The organism is Lederbergia citri, from assembly GCF_018343625.1.
Classification (GTDB): domain Bacteria; phylum Bacillota; class Bacilli; order Bacillales; family Bacillaceae_C; genus Lederbergia; species Lederbergia citri.
Genome location: NZ_JAGYPG010000001.1, coordinates 897436 through 914657, shown reverse-complemented (window position 1 = coordinate 914657; position 17222 = coordinate 897436). Strand labels below are relative to the sequence as shown.

Annotated in this window: 24 protein-coding genes and 1 pseudogene; 22 read left to right on the top strand and 3 right to left on the bottom strand. The window is 35.1% G+C overall.

Annotation, left to right across the window (positions count from 1 at the left end; all coding sequences use genetic code 11):
- The first annotated feature begins 9 nt into the window (after positions 1-9).
- The 18 genes and pseudogenes from KHA97_RS04620 to KHA97_RS04540 all read left to right on the top strand — a co-directional run bounded on the left by KHA97_RS04620 (position 10) and on the right by KHA97_RS04540 (position 10032).
- A complete protein-coding gene (locus KHA97_RS04620) occupies positions 10-417 on the top strand; it encodes a phage major tail protein, TP901-1 family (protein WP_213123544.1) in 408 nt (135 codons plus the stop codon).
- A 65-nt stretch (positions 418-482) separates the two neighbouring features.
- On the top strand, positions 483-704 hold the full coding sequence (locus KHA97_RS04615) for a hypothetical protein (RefSeq protein ID WP_213123543.1): 222 nt from the start codon (positions 483-485) through the stop codon (positions 702-704).
- Between the two features lie 127 nt (positions 705-831).
- Positions 832-1347 (top strand): P27 family phage terminase small subunit, encoded by a 516-nt coding sequence (locus tag KHA97_RS04610; protein WP_213123542.1) that lies wholly within the window; start codon positions 832-834, stop codon positions 1345-1347.
- On the top strand, positions 1347-1592 hold the full coding sequence (locus KHA97_RS04605) for a hypothetical protein (RefSeq protein ID WP_213123541.1): 246 nt from the start codon (positions 1347-1349) through the stop codon (positions 1590-1592). The genes KHA97_RS04610 and KHA97_RS04605 overlap by 1 nt, the downstream gene beginning before the upstream one ends.
- Positions 1593-1718 (top strand): hypothetical protein, encoded by a 126-nt coding sequence (locus KHA97_RS24245; RefSeq protein ID WP_267912406.1) that lies wholly within the window; start codon positions 1593-1595, stop codon positions 1716-1718.
- Between the two features lie 182 nt (positions 1719-1900).
- Positions 1901-2185 (top strand): hypothetical protein, encoded by a 285-nt coding sequence (locus tag KHA97_RS04600; protein WP_213123540.1) that lies wholly within the window; start codon positions 1901-1903, stop codon positions 2183-2185.
- A gap of 88 nt (positions 2186-2273) precedes the next feature.
- Complete coding sequence (locus KHA97_RS04595; RefSeq protein ID WP_213123539.1) at positions 2274-2471, top strand: hypothetical protein; 198 nt, start codon at positions 2274-2276, stop codon at positions 2469-2471.
- Between the two features lie 83 nt (positions 2472-2554).
- Positions 2555-3331: a hypothetical protein gene (locus KHA97_RS04590; RefSeq protein WP_213123538.1), complete on the top strand. Its 777-nt coding sequence runs from the start codon at positions 2555-2557 to the stop codon at positions 3329-3331.
- 170 nt (positions 3332-3501) lie between these two features.
- Positions 3502-4092 carry a Rho termination factor N-terminal domain-containing protein gene (locus tag KHA97_RS04585; RefSeq protein ID WP_213123537.1) on the top strand — a complete coding sequence of 197 codons (591 nt, stop codon included), beginning with the start codon at positions 3502-3504 and terminating at the stop codon, positions 4090-4092.
- Positions 4093-4179: 87 nt separating this feature from the next.
- Positions 4180-4506, top strand: a complete 327-nt coding sequence (locus tag KHA97_RS04580) for a hypothetical protein (RefSeq protein ID WP_213123536.1) — start codon at positions 4180-4182, stop codon at positions 4504-4506.
- Positions 4506-4697: a hypothetical protein gene (locus tag KHA97_RS04575; protein ID WP_213123535.1), complete on the top strand. Its 192-nt coding sequence runs from the start codon at positions 4506-4508 to the stop codon at positions 4695-4697. Before KHA97_RS04580 ends, KHA97_RS04575 begins: the two co-directional genes overlap by 1 nt.
- A 49-nt stretch (positions 4698-4746) precedes the next feature.
- Positions 4747-5022, top strand: a complete 276-nt coding sequence (locus KHA97_RS04570) for a hypothetical protein (RefSeq protein ID WP_213123534.1) — start codon at positions 4747-4749, stop codon at positions 5020-5022.
- Between the two features lie 32 nt (positions 5023-5054).
- On the top strand, positions 5055-5864 hold the full coding sequence (locus tag KHA97_RS04565) for a GIY-YIG nuclease family protein (protein ID WP_213123533.1): 810 nt from the start codon (positions 5055-5057) through the stop codon (positions 5862-5864).
- 238 nt (positions 5865-6102) lie between these two features.
- Positions 6103-6252: pseudogene (locus KHA97_RS04560) on the top strand (exodeoxyribonuclease III); the annotation flags it as partial.
- A complete protein-coding gene (locus KHA97_RS04555) occupies positions 6245-7087 on the top strand; it encodes an SDR family oxidoreductase (protein WP_213123532.1) in 843 nt (280 codons plus the stop codon). The pseudogene KHA97_RS04560 and the gene KHA97_RS04555, both read left to right, overlap by 8 nt.
- 12 nt (positions 7088-7099) lie before the next feature.
- Complete coding sequence (locus tag KHA97_RS04550; protein ID WP_213123531.1) at positions 7100-8116, top strand: hypothetical protein; 1017 nt, start codon at positions 7100-7102, stop codon at positions 8114-8116.
- Positions 8117-8185: 69 nt separating this feature from the next.
- Complete coding sequence (locus KHA97_RS04545; protein WP_213123530.1) at positions 8186-8614, top strand: cell wall hydrolase; 429 nt, start codon at positions 8186-8188, stop codon at positions 8612-8614.
- A 380-nt stretch (positions 8615-8994) separates the two neighbouring features.
- Positions 8995-10032: a serine hydrolase domain-containing protein gene (locus KHA97_RS04540; RefSeq protein WP_213123529.1), complete on the top strand. Its 1038-nt coding sequence runs from the start codon at positions 8995-8997 to the stop codon at positions 10030-10032.
- Positions 10033-10400: 368 nt separating this feature from the next.
- Here the strand turns inward: KHA97_RS04540 and cydS are convergent, their stop codons facing one another.
- From cydS to KHA97_RS04530, 3 genes are read right to left on the bottom strand one after another with little or no spacing between them, the layout of a single operon-like run.
- On the bottom strand, positions 10401-10505 hold the full coding sequence (cydS, locus tag KHA97_RS24575) for a cytochrome bd oxidase small subunit CydS (RefSeq protein ID WP_407657985.1): 105 nt from the start codon (positions 10503-10505) through the stop codon (positions 10401-10403).
- 14 nt (positions 10506-10519) lie between these two features.
- On the bottom strand, positions 10520-11545 hold the full coding sequence (locus KHA97_RS04535) for a cytochrome d ubiquinol oxidase subunit II (RefSeq protein ID WP_213123528.1): 1026 nt from the start codon (positions 11543-11545) through the stop codon (positions 10520-10522).
- Positions 11542-12888, bottom strand: coding sequence for a cytochrome ubiquinol oxidase subunit I (locus KHA97_RS04530; RefSeq protein ID WP_213123527.1), 1347 nt, complete (start codon positions 12886-12888; stop codon positions 11542-11544). The genes KHA97_RS04535 and KHA97_RS04530 overlap by 4 nt, the downstream gene beginning before the upstream one ends.
- A 338-nt stretch (positions 12889-13226) precedes the next feature.
- On the opposite strand from KHA97_RS04530, the gene KHA97_RS04525 reads away from it, so the two are divergent.
- The 4 genes from KHA97_RS04525 (at position 13227) to KHA97_RS04510 (ending at position 17067) form a co-directional block, all read left to right on the top strand.
- Positions 13227-13787 (top strand): DUF4358 domain-containing protein, encoded by a 561-nt coding sequence (locus KHA97_RS04525; protein ID WP_213123526.1) that lies wholly within the window; start codon positions 13227-13229, stop codon positions 13785-13787.
- 24 nt (positions 13788-13811) lie between these two features.
- Positions 13812-15197: an MBOAT family O-acyltransferase gene (locus KHA97_RS04520; protein WP_213123525.1), complete on the top strand. Its 1386-nt coding sequence runs from the start codon at positions 13812-13814 to the stop codon at positions 15195-15197.
- Between the two features lie 18 nt (positions 15198-15215).
- Positions 15216-16328, top strand: coding sequence for a DHHW family protein (locus KHA97_RS04515; RefSeq protein WP_213123524.1), 1113 nt, complete (start codon positions 15216-15218; stop codon positions 16326-16328).
- Positions 16329-16521: 193 nt separating this feature from the next.
- Entirely contained in the window at positions 16522-17067 is a 546-nt protein-coding gene (locus tag KHA97_RS04510) for a DUF1697 domain-containing protein (RefSeq protein ID WP_213123523.1), read from the top strand.
- Positions 17068-17222: the final 155 nt, after the last annotated feature.

Here is a 17222-nt window from a genome sequence, read left to right as displayed (position 1 = left end):
ATATAGCCGATGCCAAAAATCTCAGGTATGAAGGTTAAATTGTATATTAAGGACGCAGTAACAGGAAAGTTATTAGCTGGTCAAAGGAACGCCACGCTCAATCGGAGCGCAGAATCAATCGATGCCACAAGCAAGGATACTGCAGGATTTTGGAAGGAATCAATTCAAGGATTTAAAGAGTTCTCTATTGATGCTGATGGCGCTTTCGTTGAATCTGATGAAGCATATAAAATTCTTGAAACAGCATACTTGAATTCAGAAAATGTGGATGTATATCTAGAGATGCCTAGCGGAAAAAAATACGAAGGCAATTGTACTATAACTGATTTTAGTCTTGAATTTCCTTATGATGATCTTGTGACGTACTCCATCTCATTACAAGGCTCTGGAGCATTGAATATAGTAGAAGATGAATAACAGTATTGAAGGGAAGTGGGGTAGTCTCTACTTCCTTTAGTAATTGATAATCGGAGGGATGCATAATGAAGGGTAAACTACATCACTTACTAATGGTAAAGGATTGTATGAATGAAGATGAATTCAGATTCACTGTTGCCAGAGTACTAACTAATCATTGCTTACAAGAGTTAGATAGAACTGGTAGGAAGATGAATAGAATGAAGCTGTTAGATCGAGTGAACCTAAGTCTTAGAAGTATTGGGATTAAAGAAGTGAGTTATGAGTATATGAGAAAGTATGTTTAGTAAGTAAGTATCGCCTACTCCGAAAACAAAAAAAGTTAACTTCTCTAAAATAACGGGGGGAGGAGAGGTTTTTTAGAGCTGACCGTTTGAGTTGGTTGATGTCGTTACAAAGAAAGAGGGGAAGTCTATGAACAAGAAGATTATGGGGACTCATAATGATAGCAATATAACTCGTGCTAAGAAGAAACAAGAGCAAGCAGAAGAATTTAAGAAGAATCTGCCTCAGACAGACTTGTCAGAAGTTCCAAAAGGATTTTTTCTACAGAATGAAATCATGTACAAAATTCTTATTAAAGAACTGGAGAATATTGGAGCTACACATTTAATTGGAATCGATAAATTTAGTTTGGTATCAATTGCTAATACTTTCAATCTACTAAATGAAGCAGAAAAGATTATTGCTAGAACTGGTATGACTCAAGAACTTGTTACAAGAGAAGGAGCAGTCAAAGTCATTCCGAATCCAATGCTTCAACAACGAAATACGCTGATCAATACTTTGAACAATCAACTTAGAAGTCTTCAACTTGACCCTACAAGCAGAAGAGAACTTATTGAAACTGTCAGCAATGACATTTCGAATATCAAGTTTGATGACGATGATGAATCAATCATAAAGCTGCTACTAGAAGGTGCTGAATAATGTTTAAAAAAGAACGAGAACTGATTGGAATGGCAAAGAAAGTAAGTCAAAAAGAAGCTTTAGAACTTATGATGAAGAATCCAGAACTGCTTAATCCGATGGTCTACATCTTGTTTGCTATTGATGCAGGAGTTGATGAAATTCTTCCTCATAGTAAGTACTGTGCTTTGATGAAGAAGAAAGCTATACAAACAAACAACAAGAAGCTATTGAAGATGGTCATGGAAGCTGAAGGGAGTCTTTAAATGATACGTAACTATAACTTTTTAATCTCAGGAAAGCTTATTTCAGTTACAGCTGCATCAGTGGCTGAAGCAAGTCAGAAAGCTAAAGACATGTATATGGAAATGAAACAAGAAGAAAAACAATAAGCAGTACTCTGAAATGGGTGCTGCTACCTTATTTTTTTAGCCTCGAACAGTCTCTTAAAATATGTCAAAAAATTGGTAAACTTGTAAACTTTTAGTGTACGAACACATGTTTTCATGTTATAATGATAATAGAGAGTTAAATATACCAACTCTCAAAATTTAATAGAAAGGAGTTGAAAAACATGCATGACAAAAGCTTTAGCGAGAAATTTCAGAGTATTCTGGAAAGTTCTTTCTCGGAGATCAATGAGATGAAACGTGCTTACTTGATACTTTCTGAAACATCATCCGAAAGTACAAAAGAAAAGCATGAGAACATCTTGCTCAAATCAATGTTGAGTCTTGAATTGAATGTAAGAAAGCTTCAGAAAATCAATTCAGCTCTAAGTTATCAAGAGCAAGATTTAGTCTCAGAACGGAAAGAGAGCTACCGCAGCAACGGTAACCCTCAACTCAAATCTGTATAACGACAAATTGGAAAAAGTCGTTAAGGTCTGGACAGTTGTTGACGCAACTGTTCAGACAAACAAAAATCTACTGTAAAGGAAGTATACCATGAGCCAAAATAAAGTTCAAGTTCCGAAATCTGAATTATTCGGATACACATTTGAGAATCTTGTTTTTGAAGTAAGCTTCATACTGGAAAGTCTTGCTTCATATGAAACAGCAAGAAATTACAATCGAGAAGTATTGTCTGCTAAGAACAATTCTCAACGATTAGAAGTAATCAACAGTTACGTGAAACTCGTTTAATACCGATTGAATGGACCAAGTGATGGGGTTAAGTCCCTAAACTGCTCCCCCATCTAAATTCAAACAATCGGAGGAATATAAAAATGAATACAACAACAAAAATTTTCGGTGCATTAACTTTATCTGGAGGCTTGGTGCTTGGAAGTATGGTTTACTTCAATGGAGTTGATACTTTGAATCAAGCAAAGCAAACAATTTCTGATTATGCCAACAAAATCAACATCTTCGGTAAAAATGAAGCTAAGCTCGTTTCAAAGATCAATGAACTGAAAGCATTGCGTGATGACCTTCTTGCTCAACTTGAACAGAAGAATCTTGATGAAGAACGAATCAACCAACTTCAAGAAGAATTGGATGAAGCTAATGCTCAAATTGCTGAATATGAAACTCAGTTACAAGATGCGGGCGAGAGAATTACAGCTCTTGAAAATGAAATTCATCTTGCGAACGAATTATCAGCAGAATTGCAAGAAGTTATTGACAGCAATCAAGTGACAGCAGAACCAATGACTGAATCTGAATTGAATCAAGTTCTTGAAGAAGACACAGTTGAAGAACCAGTTGAAGAAGATGTTGAGGAACCTATCGAAGAAGAACCAGTAGTATCAGGTCCACTTTATACTGGTCACTACGTTCAGAAAGATCCTAAGGTAGAAATCGTACCTGGAATTGAAATGCAAACAATGTCCGGTAGTGTAGCGATTACCAATAAGACTGGTAAGGATCTTCAAATGAAAGAAAAACCAGACGGTCCTAAGACAACTCTTGGTAGTCTCTATAAACTTTTGAATTCAAATACTATTGAAGTTCAACTCTACATGGATGGAACTTACTACGCAAAAATAACAATTGAACGATAAGTCATTCATCTTCAAAAGAAAGTCTAGCTTAATTGCTAGGCTTTTTTATTTGCAAAAAAATGGAAGAAAATGGCATGAAAGTATGTACGAACGTACGTTTGCGTATTATAATGTATATAAAGAGTTAAAAAATAAATAAAAAATTCAACTACTAAATCGGAGGAATTGAAATGAATTTACAAGAAATGAAAGTAAAAGAACTTAGAACTTTAGCTGGTGAAATGCAAATTGTTGGTAGAAGCGAAATGAAAAAAGAACAATTGATTTCTGCAATTGAAGCTGCTCAAATTGAAGAACAAGTTCAAGAGTTTATGATTGTTGATGGAGTTTCAGAAGAAGTTGCTAGAGACATGATTAATGAACAAGTTAATCAACCAACTGGAGAAGAATTTGAAATCACTCCTGAAATGATTCAACAAGTTGAAGAAGAAAACAGACATTTTGAACAAACAGTTCTTGGTACAACTCAAAATGAGGGCGCTTCCAACAATTCAGAAGAAAAACCAGTAAAGAAACCTCGTGGAGAACAAAGAAAAATTAATCTTCTAAATGCTGAAAATGAAATTGTTGAAACCTTTGAGTGTAGGAAAGAAGCAATTCGATATTGTATGAAATCTGGAATTTGTAATGAAGGATGGGCATCAGTAAGTTTGAAAGAATCCCGTAGAATGTACAGAACGAAAGATGGAAGAAAGACTTCTGCTCAGAGAAATAAAGGTTATACTGGAGCAGATCACATCCTTCTATATGCAATCAACTGAGAGCTTCGGCTCTCTTCTGTTTGTTTGACAGCGGAAATTAGCTTGGTGAGATGCAAGCAACTACTAAACAATCGGAGGAATTACTTTATGGAATTATGCGAAGGAATTAAGGTACAGAAAGTTGTTATAAATGAAAGTCTTCTTGAGTTCGAAACTGGAATTGTAATCGGTCTTACGATGTTCAAAGATTTGTATTCTCATAATGCTAAATTCGAAGTTGGTATTTTCGAAGATGAAAACTTGGAGCCTATCCATGCTTATCAATTTGAAGCTGTTGATACTTATCTAAATGAAGAAAAACTTTATGATCTTTATCATGATGAAGTTATTCCGTTCTTGTCGAGAAAATACAAATGCAAGAAATTCTTCTTTGATACTTGGGACCTAATAGAAATTGATGAAGAGGAGCTTTAATGATGAAGAAACCATTTTCAATACGTGTCGAGTCTACTGTATCAGATAGATTCAAAGCTTTATCAACTGTACTAGGAATTGATGGCTCAGAACTTCTAAAAGAAATAGTTAATGACCGTTCTGAACAACTTAATGACAAGCAAAAAGCAGCATATGAAGCTCTACTAAATTGTTGGAAGAATGCTGAGTAATCAGCGTTCTTTTTGTTTGGTCAGAAAATACAAAATCGGAGGAATTAGAATGAAAAGAGCAGCTATTTTAACTATGGCAGTAATGCTATTAGGAGCATGCAATGATGGAAGTAATCGATGGAATTTTTCTTGTACTGTTCATGAATTGGAAGAATACGGATTTGCACAATTGAGTGACTATCAAGAATATGTCTGTGTGAACGTAAACGGAGATAAAACTGACTTTATTGTAATTGAGGATGAAGAAGAAAAATATCAACTAGGAGACCGATTAAAAGTCTTTCTAAATCACGATGATATTTTGAAGATTAAGCTGATGAAATGAAGTCTAAATTTTATAAATCGGAGGTTAGTAGAATGATAGAAATTAACGGAAAGAAGTATAAGACTTATGAATTTGATGAAATTGATCGTGAGAAATATGCTGGATTCATTTATGTGACAGTTGATGAAACAAACGGAATGATGTACGTAGGCCAGCATACTCTTTGGAATAGAAACTATTACGGAAGTGGAACTTACTTTTTAAGAGCTGTTCAAAAGAGAGGAATAGAGAATTTTAGTAGATATATTATCTTTATTGAAGAAACTCAAGAAGACTTAGATGAAAAAGAAATATTCTACATTTCTCAAGGATTTGGAATTGATACTGTAAAATCAAGCAAATGGTATAACATAAGGTACGGAGCTAGAGGCGGAGACATAACAAAAGGTATGACGGAAGAAGACTATGAAAAATGGAAGAAAAGGCAGTCTGAAGCAGCAAAAGCGAGAGATGATTTAGAAGAAACTACACGTAGACTTGTTGCTATAAATTCAAAACCAGTAGTTGTTTTTTATAACGGACAATTATATAAGGAATTTCCATCTACAGGTGCCCTTGCAAGGGATTTACAAAAGGTTTATAATCGAAAAAGTTTAATGTCTACTTGGGAAACTTGTAAAATAATTGTTAACGGAGGGAATACTGATTTTACTTGGGCAGAAGGTTGGATTGGCATATTTAAGTTAGAATTTGAAGCATTACTTAAAAACGGATATAGTATAGAAGAAATTCATTCGAAGCTTCAGAAAAACAGGCCTATTAAAAAAAGGCCAGGACGAGGTAGACCGAAAAAAGACAAAACAGAAAAAGAATATCAAAAACTTCAGCAAAAAGAAGCATAAAATTAAAATTTTATTCCTGACTTGCTTTACATCTTCCGAAAGTTCGATACAAAGCAACTAGACAACTTTGTATCGAGGTGACTATAATGAAGGAAACGAATAAGAAAAAGAACTTAAAAATAACTGTCACGATTAAGAAGGAACTTGGCGGAAAGAAAATAGCAGAATACTTACTACGGACAGCATAATTTGCTGTTCTTTTTTTATCCTTTACATTTATCGAATTAGGAGGTATCTTATGAACAAGGTAAGGGAGCGCAATATCGGATGGCGGATTGACTATTTTATTGTTTCCGAAAGAATGGCCGATAAGTTAATAGATTCACAGATTCACTGTGATGTAATGGGGAGCGATCACTGTCCAGTGATGATAACGATAAATGGATAAAACAGTGGTCATCACAGGAGCTTCTAGCGGCTTTGGGCTGCTTGCGACATTAGAGTTGGCAAGAAATGACTTTTCTGTTATAGCAACAATGAGGGATTTGCGAAATAAGGATACAATAATAAGGTTATGTAAACAAGATAGTATACTTTCAAAAATAACCTTTATGCAACTTGATGTCACAAATAAGGAATCGATTGAACAGTTCTCTAATCAATTAACCCGACTGCCTTCTGTTGATATCCTAATTAACAATGCAGGATTTGCTTTAGGCGGCTTTTGTGAAGAGACAGCCATATCAGAATACGAAAAACAGTTTCAAACGAACTTTTTTGGATTGATTAAAGTAACACAAGCTGTACTTCCTTATATGCGGAAGCAGCGGAGTGGGAAGATCATCAATTTGAGCAGCATCTCAGGAAAAATTGGATTTCCCGGACTTTCGCCATATGTTGCCTCAAAACATGCTCTTGAAGGCTGGTCAGAGTGCCTTCGTCTTGAGGTTAAACCATTTGGAATAGATGTAGCTCTCATAGAGCCTGGCTCATTCTCGACGAATATATGGACTAAAGGGAAAAAGATAGCTGAAAAATCAACCGTTGTGACATCACCTTACTCCTCTTATATGGAAGCCATAGAAAAGGAATTAGAGTCAGGAAAATCAAACCACTGTGACCCACGGGAAGTCGCTAATCTTATCGTTAATCTTTGTTCCAAAAAAGAAATTACTAAACTTCGGTATCCAATTGGAAAAGGGGTTAAGTTGTCACTCTTTTTAAAGAATTTAATTCCTTGGAAGGTATGGGAAAATATTTTTCATAAAAGATTAAGGGTGTAGGAGGGTTTGCTCGTGACAATAGAATTTATTAAAAATGAAGAATGGTTTACTTTTTTAGACGGAGAAGGAAATAAAGTTGAACGAAAAACAGAAATTCGTTTTGATCCATTAACTGGTGAGAGTTCTCGTCTTGTATTTGATCCGGGGTTAGTACCAACACCACCTGATTATACAGAGGCAGCTGAACAAACAAGTGGAAAAAATTGTCCGTTTTGTTCTGAAAATATACTAAAAATGACGCCTTTATTCCCGAAAGAAATCACGGACGAAGGGAGAATTTTTTATGGAGATGCGATTGTATTTCCAAATCTTTTTCCTTACAGCAAGCATAATGGAGTCGTTGTTTTTTCAGGGCAACATTACGTACGGTTGGAAGAATTCACTACATCCATGATTAAAGATGCATTTATGGCTGCCCAAAAATATATTGAAAAGGTTATAGAAACAGACAATAAAGCAAAGTGCATTTCTATAAATTGGAACTATCTTCCTTACTCAGGAGGGAGTATTTTACATCCTCATCTACACGTGATTATTTCTGACTCACCTACAAATTATCAAGCTAATGTTTTCGAGAAAGTAAATGATTTTAAACAAGAAACAGGATTAGAATATTTTTCCGAGTTATATCGTAAGGAAAAGGAAACCGCAGAAAGGTGGATCGGCGAAAAAGGAAGTGTAGCCTGGCTCCATGCATTCTCTCCGAAAAGTCATAATGATTTTATTGGGATATTTACTAAATCAGCGACTCTTCTAGATATTACTGAACAAAATTGGACTGATTTTGCAGAAGGATTAAAGTCTATTTTCGCCGCCTTAAGCGAACAAGGATATGCAAGCTTTAATATGTCAATGGCATTGTCAACTAATGAAACAAATAGTGATCCTATACATGTACGCCTAATTCCACGTCTAACGATTGGAAATTTAGGAACGAGTGATATTAGTTATTTTCAAGCTTTACATCAAGAATATCTTTCCTATAAAGCACCTGAAAAAGTTGCCAAGCTAGCTAGAAGACTTTTTTAACCTAACCTTCGTCAACAATAGCACCTATTAGAAATAGGATAATGGTGAACGATCGTTGGAGGTGGAGGTATGGCTGTTGTTAAAGCCAGAGAATCAGATATTGATTTGTTGGCGAGGCTATTAAGGGCTGAAGGAGAAGGTGAGGGAACACAAGGCATGTTAATGATTGGTAATGTGGGTATCAATCGAATTAGGGCCAATTGTTCCGATTTTAAAGGTATTCGAACGATTCCACAAATGATTTATCAGCCCCACGCTTTTGAAGCAGTTATCCACGGATATTTTTATCAGGGGGCAAGGGAAAAAGAAAGAAGTTTGGCAAGAAAAGCAGTGAATGGACATCGGCTTTGGCCATCTAAATATAGTTTATGGTATTTTAGACCACCAGGAGATTGTCCATCACAATGGTATGATCAACCTTTAGTAGGAAGATATAAACTTCATTGTTTTTATGAGCCGACTGGTGAAGAATGTGAAAATGTATATAATACCTATTAAAAAAATTTAAATTAGCATCGTGATTGATGCTTTTTTTAGTGGATTTAATACAACGTTATATTAATATATTATATGAAGTAGTATTTATTAATACCTGGTATTAGTAGTGGAACAGTGTTATTAATACTAGGTTTTAATTCCAAAAAAGTTATACGTACAAGTTGATTTTAAAAAACGGCAGCCTCTATGCTAAAGTGCTTGGTTGAAGGAGAGAAAACAATAAATAACATTCTAATTATAGAGGTAGTTCGTATTATAAAAAGCGAACTACTTTTTTTGAAAAAACGACGGAAAATTTATGTTAATAATATTTCCAAATATATACAGCAAAACATACATTCGTGTTACAGTATTTCTATAATGTTTACTGGGAGGATAATATGAAGTTAAAAAATATCAACATTGAAGAACGAATGAAACATTATAAAGTGCAAGGTTTAAGTATTGCGCTAATTGAAAACGGTCAAATTAGCGGAACAGAAAATTACGGTTTACTTGAGATAAATAGCAATAGAAAAGTAAATGAAAATTCTATTTTTAGTGCGTGTTCGATTAGTAAATTCTTAACTGGAATGACAGCTTTAAAGCTGATAGAGGAAGGACTTCTTGATTTAGATGAAAATGTAAATGAAAAACTTGTAACGTGGAAAGTGCCTGAGAATGAATTTACAAAAAATAAAAAAGTTACTTTAAGAAACTTGCTTAGTCATCAATCTGGAATAAAGGACCCTGAAGATAGTTTTTTTGAACTAATTTCATATATAGGAATTCCTTTAATGGTTGAATTGCTGGAGGGAAAAACACCATATTGTAAGGTTCCTATTGAAGTACAGTACGAGCCAGAAAGTGAATTCCATTACTCAGATGCAGGCTATTGTATTATTCAGCAACTAATAGAAGATGTGACGAAAAAGCCGTTTTACCAAGTGGTAAATGAGTTCATATTTAAGCCATTAGGAATGGAAAATAGCTATTTAAATATAACGATGTTAGAGATAGATAAAGAAGACTTTTCTTGTGGTCATAACAAAAAAGGTGAATTGGTAGATGGAAAATATCCTATCTACCCTTATCCAACAGCTTCAGGATTATGGACGACTTCATTAGATTTAGTTGCATTAGTTCTTGAGCTAATGAATTCTTTAAAAGGAGAAAGTAAACTTGGAATTTCCAAAAGTTTAGCTAACGAAATGATAACTTCTCAAAAAGGAAAAAGCTGGACTGGATTAGGTGTATTTCTAGAGGGATCTGAAAAAGAATTAGAAATTACATCTATGGGTTGGGGAGTAGGTTTTCAGTGTATGATGGTGGCCTATCCACATTTAGAAAAAGGTGCCGTAATTATGACGAATGCAGAATTAGGCGTTCATCAAATGGAAGGGATTATTGGAGAGATATATAAATCTCTAATATCTTAAAAAGCGTTACGTTGGGAGATGGGTGCAGATAGTTTTAGCGGATCCAACTCATATATCTGAAGTTTGACTTTTTTAACGAAAATATAGACCGCAATAACAATGCAGTTTATTCTGAAGAGTTTTTATGTCTTCCTGGAATGAAGAAAATTAAAGAAGACGAAAAAAGGCTTGGATGTAACTCAAAGCCTTTTTATTTGCTAAGTTAACTGCTAATTATTTGTATTTTCTAGCCTAATTTACTGTCAAAGCATTTGCTAAAACACTCATTAATTTATTTGTTATTTCAATTTTTTCTCTCTCTGAACCAAACCCGTTACCTTTATACAGGTTACATATTGATAAGAAACTATCACTATTCTTCTTTTTGATTACTCGTCAAAATAAGGTTCATCTCTTTGAGCTGCCCAAAATGCAGCGCCAATGGAAACTGCCAATACAATAAACGGAGCGGCAAATATAAAAAAATTAGTCATATTAACTTCACTCCTTAAGGATGATAATCTGATTTTCCTTCGACATATTTCTTATCGAATAAAAACAATCGTAATAGCAAATACAGCGAAGGAATCAATAAACATAGACCGGCAATAAAAGCTACGACGAGAGATATTGCCATCGCTTTGTTAGTAAACCCATCATAAATCGTTAGGTGAGGGTAAAGCAAGTATGGATAATGGGAAAATCCGTATGCATAAAAGGCAAGAGCAAATTGGCCAACGAGTAAGCCGAATGCACGTCCGTAGTGCTTTCGATTCCATATGAGCCAAACAGTACCGATAAACATTAGAAAAGATAGAGCGAACATCCACCAAAGACCAAGAATCCTTCCATAATGCTCAGGATTATGGAATCGCAGTTCAACGATAATTCCGCCTGCGGTTACGATTGTCGGGAAAGCCCAAAGCAGAGCGTACTTTCTCATTAGTTCAGTCGCTTTCGAATCCTTCGCTTTATTGGCATACCATGTAAGAAAGACTGCCGAGATATATAATACAGCAGCAAGGCTCAACACAACGATACTCCATGTTAGCGGGCTAGAAAATAAAGCCCAGTAATCCAAAACAGGGTTTCCATCAACCAGCGAAACAAATCCACCCTCGGATATCGTTAGAACGATGGATAATGATGCGGGAATAAACAGCCCTGATAATCCGTACATAAAAGCATATCCTTTATGTCCTCTTGATCCATATGTTTCAAATGCATAGTACGAGCCACGTATGGCTAGCAATAATATTGCGATGCTCGCTGGTACTAAAAGGATTGTCCCATAATAAAAAGCGGTCTTTGGAAAAAAGCCGACTATTCCTACAAAAAAGAAGACGAGAAAGACGTTGGTCACTTCCCACACGGGTGATAAATACCGCTGAATGATATTCGTTAAAATATGCTTTTTCCCCGCATACACACTATAAGCATTGAAAAATCCAGCTCCAAAATCGATAGACGCAACGATCGTATATCCAAATAAGAAAGTCCAAAGAACAGAGATACCGAGAATTTCTAAATTCATTTTGGAACACCGCCTTTTTCTGCAGCTCTTTCTTCCAATTCGCGTTCAACAGGATTTTTTCGGAACATCCTGCTTAACACGACAATCGTCCCAATTGCTAAAATGACATATAAGCCAGCGAATAAAACAAGCATAAGGTCAACTTGATTACTAGAGGTGGCAGCATCAGCAGTACGCATTAACCCTCGCAGCACCCACGGCTGTCTACCAACTTCCGCCATCCACCAACCTGCTTCAATCGCAAGGATAGAAAGAGGACCTCCTAATACAATTAGCCATCTAAACCACTTTGTATGAATGATTGGCCATCTCCGTTTCATACCTATCCAGAATACAAACGACAATACTACCATCCATACTCCTATCGTTACCATGATGTCGAAAAGGTAGTGGATGTATAAGGGAGGGATTTCGTCCTCCGGAAACTGATCCAATCCAAGCACTTCAGCTGTTGGATCACTATGAGCCAATACACTTAGTGCAAATGGAAGCTTAATTGCATACTTTACCTCACCATCATCCAATACACCATACATAATAAGCGGTGCTTTACCTTCTGTTTCAAAATGCCATTCAGCAGCTGCTAATTTTTCAGGCTGATATTCAGCTAAATACTTGCCGGAAAAATCACCTATCACAGCAGCAGCAATTGAAAAAATGAGCCCGAGCTTCATTGTTAGTGACAATGCTTTTTTATGATAAATATGATTGGACCCTTTTAGTAATCGAAAAGCTGCAATCGATGCAAGGACAAAAGCTGACGTCATATACGCTGTAACGACTACGTGCGCCACTTTTGTCGGCATGGCAGGGTTGAACATCGCCACAATAGGATTAATATTTACAAGCTGGCCATCAACAAGTTCAAAACCTTGAGGAGCATTCATGAATGCATTCACCATTGTGATAAAGACCGCTGAAAACGATGCTCCAACAGCTACAGGGATAAGCAATAGTAAATGTTTTCTCTGATTCTCAAATCGATCCCACGTATAAAGATATATACCTAAAAATATCGCTTCAAAGAAAAAAGCAAAAGTTTCCATGAATAGAGGCAGGGCAATGACATTACCTGCAAGCTCCATAAAATTTGGCCATAATAAGGATAACTGCAAGCCAATGGCCGTTCCTGTCACAACTCCGACAGCAACAGTGATGACAAAACCGCGTGTCCATCTTCTAGCTAGCAAAATATAGTGTTCATCATTTTTCTTGATGCCTACCCATTGAGCAATCATAATCATAAGTGGAATACCGACTCCAATGGTGGCATATATAATATGAAAAGATAGAGTGAGCTCTGTTAATATCCGGCTAAAAAAAAGTGCTTCTTCATTTACCAAAATGTAATCTCCTCCTTTACCCACCAAAGATTCTTCCGAGTATGGAAACAAACATGATTGCCGCTACAATAAATGCTAGCCAAATGAGACCTTTTTCATGTTTTTTATACATATTCCAATTCTCCTTATTTAAAATTTATATCTGTTAATCTCTTCTTCTATTTATCATACCCGTTTTTAAAAGGTATTTACTTATAGGGTTTAACAAATTAGTAACATACACTAGTATATATTGTGAACTTTATCACATACAAAAATAAATATCCAATAATTTGAAACAAAACCACAAAACTTTCGTCAAAGATTATGGAGAACAATTTCAAAAATGAGGTGCAAACATGAAAAAAGCAGTAAGTATAACAGGAATGATTGCTATTTTATTTTTTACACTTATGGGATGTAGTAACGGAACAAATAATAAAGCTGGGGCTACTGGAGTTTCAATAGAGGAAATCGTACAAAGTATTAAAGAAAAAATTGCCGAAGACTTAGCTGCTGTCGGGGTAGCCGACGCATTGAAGGATGGTGTTTTGCAATCATACATAGAAAGCGATCTTGTAAATAAAGATGAAAATAATCCAAATAGCGAATTTCTTATGGAAAAATTGTCGATTGATCCTAATGATTTGGAAAACGGATATATCATCGCGGCGATGATGAATATTAATTCGGATGAAATTATTATACTAAAGGCGAAAGATGAGTCGAAAGTGGATGGATTAATTGAAGTGCTGAAAAAGGAGAAGGAGGCACAGGTTGCTACTTGGGAACAATACCTACCTGATCAATACGATAAAGTGAAAAATAACATCATTAAAGTGAAAGGACCATATTTAATTTATATTACGTATGAACACCCAGAAAAACTGGAAAAAATATTTGATGAAAAGCTTAAATGATTTTGCATATTCGGAAGTGGTCAGATGGTCTTTAGTAGCATAGTATTTCTTTTTGTCTTCTTACCTATCACATTATTCATCTATTATCTTAGTCATAGAAAAATGAAAAATTTGCTCCTTCTCATACTAAGTTTGATTTTTTACGCATGGGGGGAGCCTATTTATATTCTTTTGATGTTATTGTCAGCGGTGATGGATTACTTACATGGATTATTAATCGCTAAGTTCAAAGGGAAAGTCTTCGCGAAGCTTTTTCTTTTATCGTCATTAATCTTTAATATTGGACTACTTTCCTTTTTTAAATATGCTGATTTTTTCATCGAGAATCTTAATCTTTTAATGGGTGCAGATTTAAAACTGCTTAATTTGCCGCTTCCAATCGGAATTTCCTTCTACACATTCCAAACAATGAGCTATACGATAGATGTTTACAGGGGAAAAGTACAACCGCAAAAAAATCCCATCGCCTTGGCAATGTATATATGTTTATTTCCTCAGTTAATTGCTGGTCCTATTGTCCGTTATGAAACTATTGAAAAAGAGCTGGTTCATCGACGTGTTACGATACATCAATTTGCTGATGGAGTTCGCTTATTCGTAATAGGACTTGGTAAAAAAGTATTGCTTGCCAATAATATAGGATTGTTATGGAATGATATAGAGAATCAGAATATGTTAGAGTTGACAGTTGTTTCGTCATGGGTTGGAATCCTTGCATTTGCAATGCAAATTTATTTTGATTTCAGTGGATATTCTGATATGGCAAGGGGATTAGGGAAAATGTTTGGCTTTACCTTCCCTATCAATTTCAATTACCCCTACATTTCTAGAAGCATCTCCGAATTTTGGCGTAGATGGCATATGACGTTAGGTGGCTGGTTTCGAGATTATGTGTATATTCCGCTTGGTGGAAACAGGGAAGGGAAGCTGAAGCTTTATCGAAATTTATTCATTGTTTGGGGATTGACTGGATTTTGGCACGGGGCAAGCTGGAATTTTGTCGTGTGGGGAATCTATTTTGGCATATTAATTGCAATTGAAAGAGCAGGACTCCATAAGCTTTTGTCAAAAACCCATCCTGTTATTCAACATATATATTTTATCTTCTTCATTTTGATAGGTTGGGTTTTATTTGTATTCGATGATCTCACGATTGGGTTTCAATATTTGACTATTATGTTTGGGGTTTCCGGGAATCCATTATTAAATCAACAAACAATATATGAGCTTTATACAAATGGTATTTTGTTCGTTGTTACCATCATTGCCGCGATGCCGGTTATCAAAGTAATCGAAAACAGAAAAATTGTGACATTGTTCTCACCGTTCATATACTTCGCGATTCTTTTACTTTCTACGGCTTTTCTAGTGAATGAGTCATATAATCCATTTTTGTATTTTCGTTTTTAGTGAGGGAATAGAATGCGAATGAGCGATAAAATAATTGTCTGCATGTTCATAAGCTTTTTGTCTATTGTTGGATTATTGAATTTGATATCAGATGATACCGTCTTTTCGGAAGAGGAAAATCGAATACTCGAACAAAAGCCAATTTTTTCATTTAAGAATGTTCTTTCTGGAAAATATATGGACCGATACGAAGCATATATTTCGGATCAATTTGCATGGAAGAAGAAATGGTTAAGTATCAAAGCTGTTTCGGAAAAAGCGATGTTAAAACATGAGTCCAATGGGATTTACTTTGGAAAAGATGGGTTTTTACTAGAAGAATTTAAAGAACCAAAAGAGCAAATATATAAAAATATCGAGTATATCAACTATTTTACGGAGCAAAACAAGGATCTTGATTACTATATGTTACTTGCTCCGACAGCTGTTGAAATTTATAAAGAAAAGCTGCCATTATATGCGCAGTCATTTTCACAAAGAGCAGCGATCAACAAAGTGGAGGATACACTGTTAGATTCAGTCCAAATGATTGAAGTAACTGATATGTTAACAGATTATAAAAACGAACCCATTTACTTTAAAACAGATCATCATTGGACGATGCGTGGAGCATATTTCGCATATGTCCAAGCAGCGCAAACATTAGGATTCGACCCTATTCCCATTAGTGATTTCAAAATTGAAACAGTGTCCAACGATTTTTATGGAACTTTTGCCTCCAAAGTGTTGGGACATCGTGTAACACCAGACGAGATTGAAATGTTTCAACCTCTGTATGAAAGGTCCTATATTGTGGAATACGACGGCAAAAAAGAAAATTCATTATTTGAATGGTCTTATTTAAATAAAAAAGATCAATATTCCTTCTTTTTAAATGGAAATCATAGTTTAGTTACTATAAAATCCGATATAAGAAATGGACGGAAATTAGCTGTCATTAAGGATTCGTACGCGCATGCATTTATCCCCTTTTTAGCCAATCACTTTCAAGAGATATATGTGATTGACTTACGCTACTATCATAAAGATCTAGATGATTTTATTCGGGAAAATAATATTAAAGAGGTGTTATTCCTTTATAACGTAGTGAATTTTTCAACAGATTCTAATTTGATTTGGTTGAAGAAGTAGTTGAAGGTGGAATCAAGAACAACTTAAGTCATTTTCCAGTTTAACTAACTGCCCCTTTATATGAATATGTGTAGAGATAATGTTTGAAAAATCTCATTTGTAATGGACTTTTTCAACTATTTTGGTAGGTTAGTTTTACTGGAACAGTCAATAAGATATGATTAATAAGTAAAAAGTCGAAAGGAAGATGGTTATGGTTTATATCGCTCTTCTTCGGGGGATTAATGTGGGTGGAAAAAATAAAATTGACATGAAGTTGCTTAAACAAACTTTTGAACAAGCCGGTATGAATGATGTGGTTACATACATCAATACAGGTAATATCATTTTTTCATGTATAGGCGACTCAAAAACTGAACTATCACGTATTTTGGAAGAAGCGATACATAATGATTTCGGATTACAAATTAAAGTAGTAGTTCTCAGTGTCGATGATGTCAGGGGAATCATTAACGCAATTCCTGACACATGGAAAAATGACAAAGACATGAAAAGTGATGTCATGTTTTTATGGGATGAAATTAATGATGAAACTGTACTTAAGAATTTGATCATAAAACCAAATATTGACACGGTTAAGTATGTTCCCGGCGCGATTTTATGGTCCGTTGACAAGAAAAATGTAAACAAAAGCGGAATGTTAAAGATAATTGGATCCAATTTATACAAACAAGTTACTGTAAGAAATGTCAACACAGCTCGTAAGATATATGAACTCATGCAAGCTCAGAACAGGTAGATCGCCGATGATAATTGTACAATAGATTATTATAGTTTTGGGAAGGAAACCCGGTTTATTCAAAGTGATAGAGAAATTAAATGGACTATTATGGTTAAAAAATGAATTTGAATTTGACTTTGCATGAATGTTCGCGAGCTGAATGCTTCTATTCA

Coding starts and splice junctions, on each gene's coding strand:
- KHA97_RS04600 (WP_213123540.1), top strand. CDS start 1,901: ATGCATGACAAAAGCTTTAGCGAGAAATTTCAGAGTATTCTGGAAAGT.
- KHA97_RS04515 (WP_213123524.1), top strand. CDS start 15,216: ATGAGCGATAAAATAATTGTCTGCATGTTCATAAGCTTTTTGTCTATT.
- KHA97_RS04590 (WP_213123538.1), top strand. CDS start 2,555: ATGAATACAACAACAAAAATTTTCGGTGCATTAACTTTATCTGGAGGC.
- KHA97_RS04545 (WP_213123530.1), top strand. CDS start 8,186: ATGGCTGTTGTTAAAGCCAGAGAATCAGATATTGATTTGTTGGCGAGG.
- KHA97_RS04580 (WP_213123536.1), top strand. CDS start 4,180: ATGGAATTATGCGAAGGAATTAAGGTACAGAAAGTTGTTATAAATGAA.
- KHA97_RS04615 (WP_213123543.1), top strand. CDS start 483: ATGAAGGGTAAACTACATCACTTACTAATGGTAAAGGATTGTATGAAT.
- KHA97_RS04525 (WP_213123526.1), top strand. CDS start 13,227: ATGAAAAAAGCAGTAAGTATAACAGGAATGATTGCTATTTTATTTTTT.
- KHA97_RS04555 (WP_213123532.1), top strand. CDS start 6,245: ATGGATAAAACAGTGGTCATCACAGGAGCTTCTAGCGGCTTTGGGCTG.
- KHA97_RS04595 (WP_213123539.1), top strand. CDS start 2,274: ATGAGCCAAAATAAAGTTCAAGTTCCGAAATCTGAATTATTCGGATAC.
- KHA97_RS04535 (WP_213123528.1), bottom strand. CDS start 11,545: ATGAATTTAGAAATTCTCGGTATCTCTGTTCTTTGGACTTTCTTATTT.
- KHA97_RS24245 (WP_267912406.1), top strand. CDS start 1,593: ATGATACGTAACTATAACTTTTTAATCTCAGGAAAGCTTATTTCAGTT.
- KHA97_RS04540 (WP_213123529.1), top strand. CDS start 8,995: ATGAAGTTAAAAAATATCAACATTGAAGAACGAATGAAACATTATAAA.
- KHA97_RS04610 (WP_213123542.1), top strand. CDS start 832: ATGAACAAGAAGATTATGGGGACTCATAATGATAGCAATATAACTCGT.
- cydS (WP_407657985.1), bottom strand. CDS start 10,505: ATGACTAATTTTTTTATATTTGCCGCTCCGTTTATTGTATTGGCAGTT.
- KHA97_RS04585 (WP_213123537.1), top strand. CDS start 3,502: ATGAATTTACAAGAAATGAAAGTAAAAGAACTTAGAACTTTAGCTGGT.
- KHA97_RS04520 (WP_213123525.1), top strand. CDS start 13,812: ATGGTCTTTAGTAGCATAGTATTTCTTTTTGTCTTCTTACCTATCACA.
- KHA97_RS04510 (WP_213123523.1), top strand. CDS start 16,522: ATGGTTTATATCGCTCTTCTTCGGGGGATTAATGTGGGTGGAAAAAAT.
- KHA97_RS04565 (WP_213123533.1), top strand. CDS start 5,055: ATGATAGAAATTAACGGAAAGAAGTATAAGACTTATGAATTTGATGAA.
- KHA97_RS04570 (WP_213123534.1), top strand. CDS start 4,747: ATGAAAAGAGCAGCTATTTTAACTATGGCAGTAATGCTATTAGGAGCA.
- KHA97_RS04605 (WP_213123541.1), top strand. CDS start 1,347: ATGTTTAAAAAAGAACGAGAACTGATTGGAATGGCAAAGAAAGTAAGT.
- KHA97_RS04620 (WP_213123544.1), top strand. CDS start 10: ATGCCAAAAATCTCAGGTATGAAGGTTAAATTGTATATTAAGGACGCA.
- KHA97_RS04575 (WP_213123535.1), top strand. CDS start 4,506: ATGATGAAGAAACCATTTTCAATACGTGTCGAGTCTACTGTATCAGAT.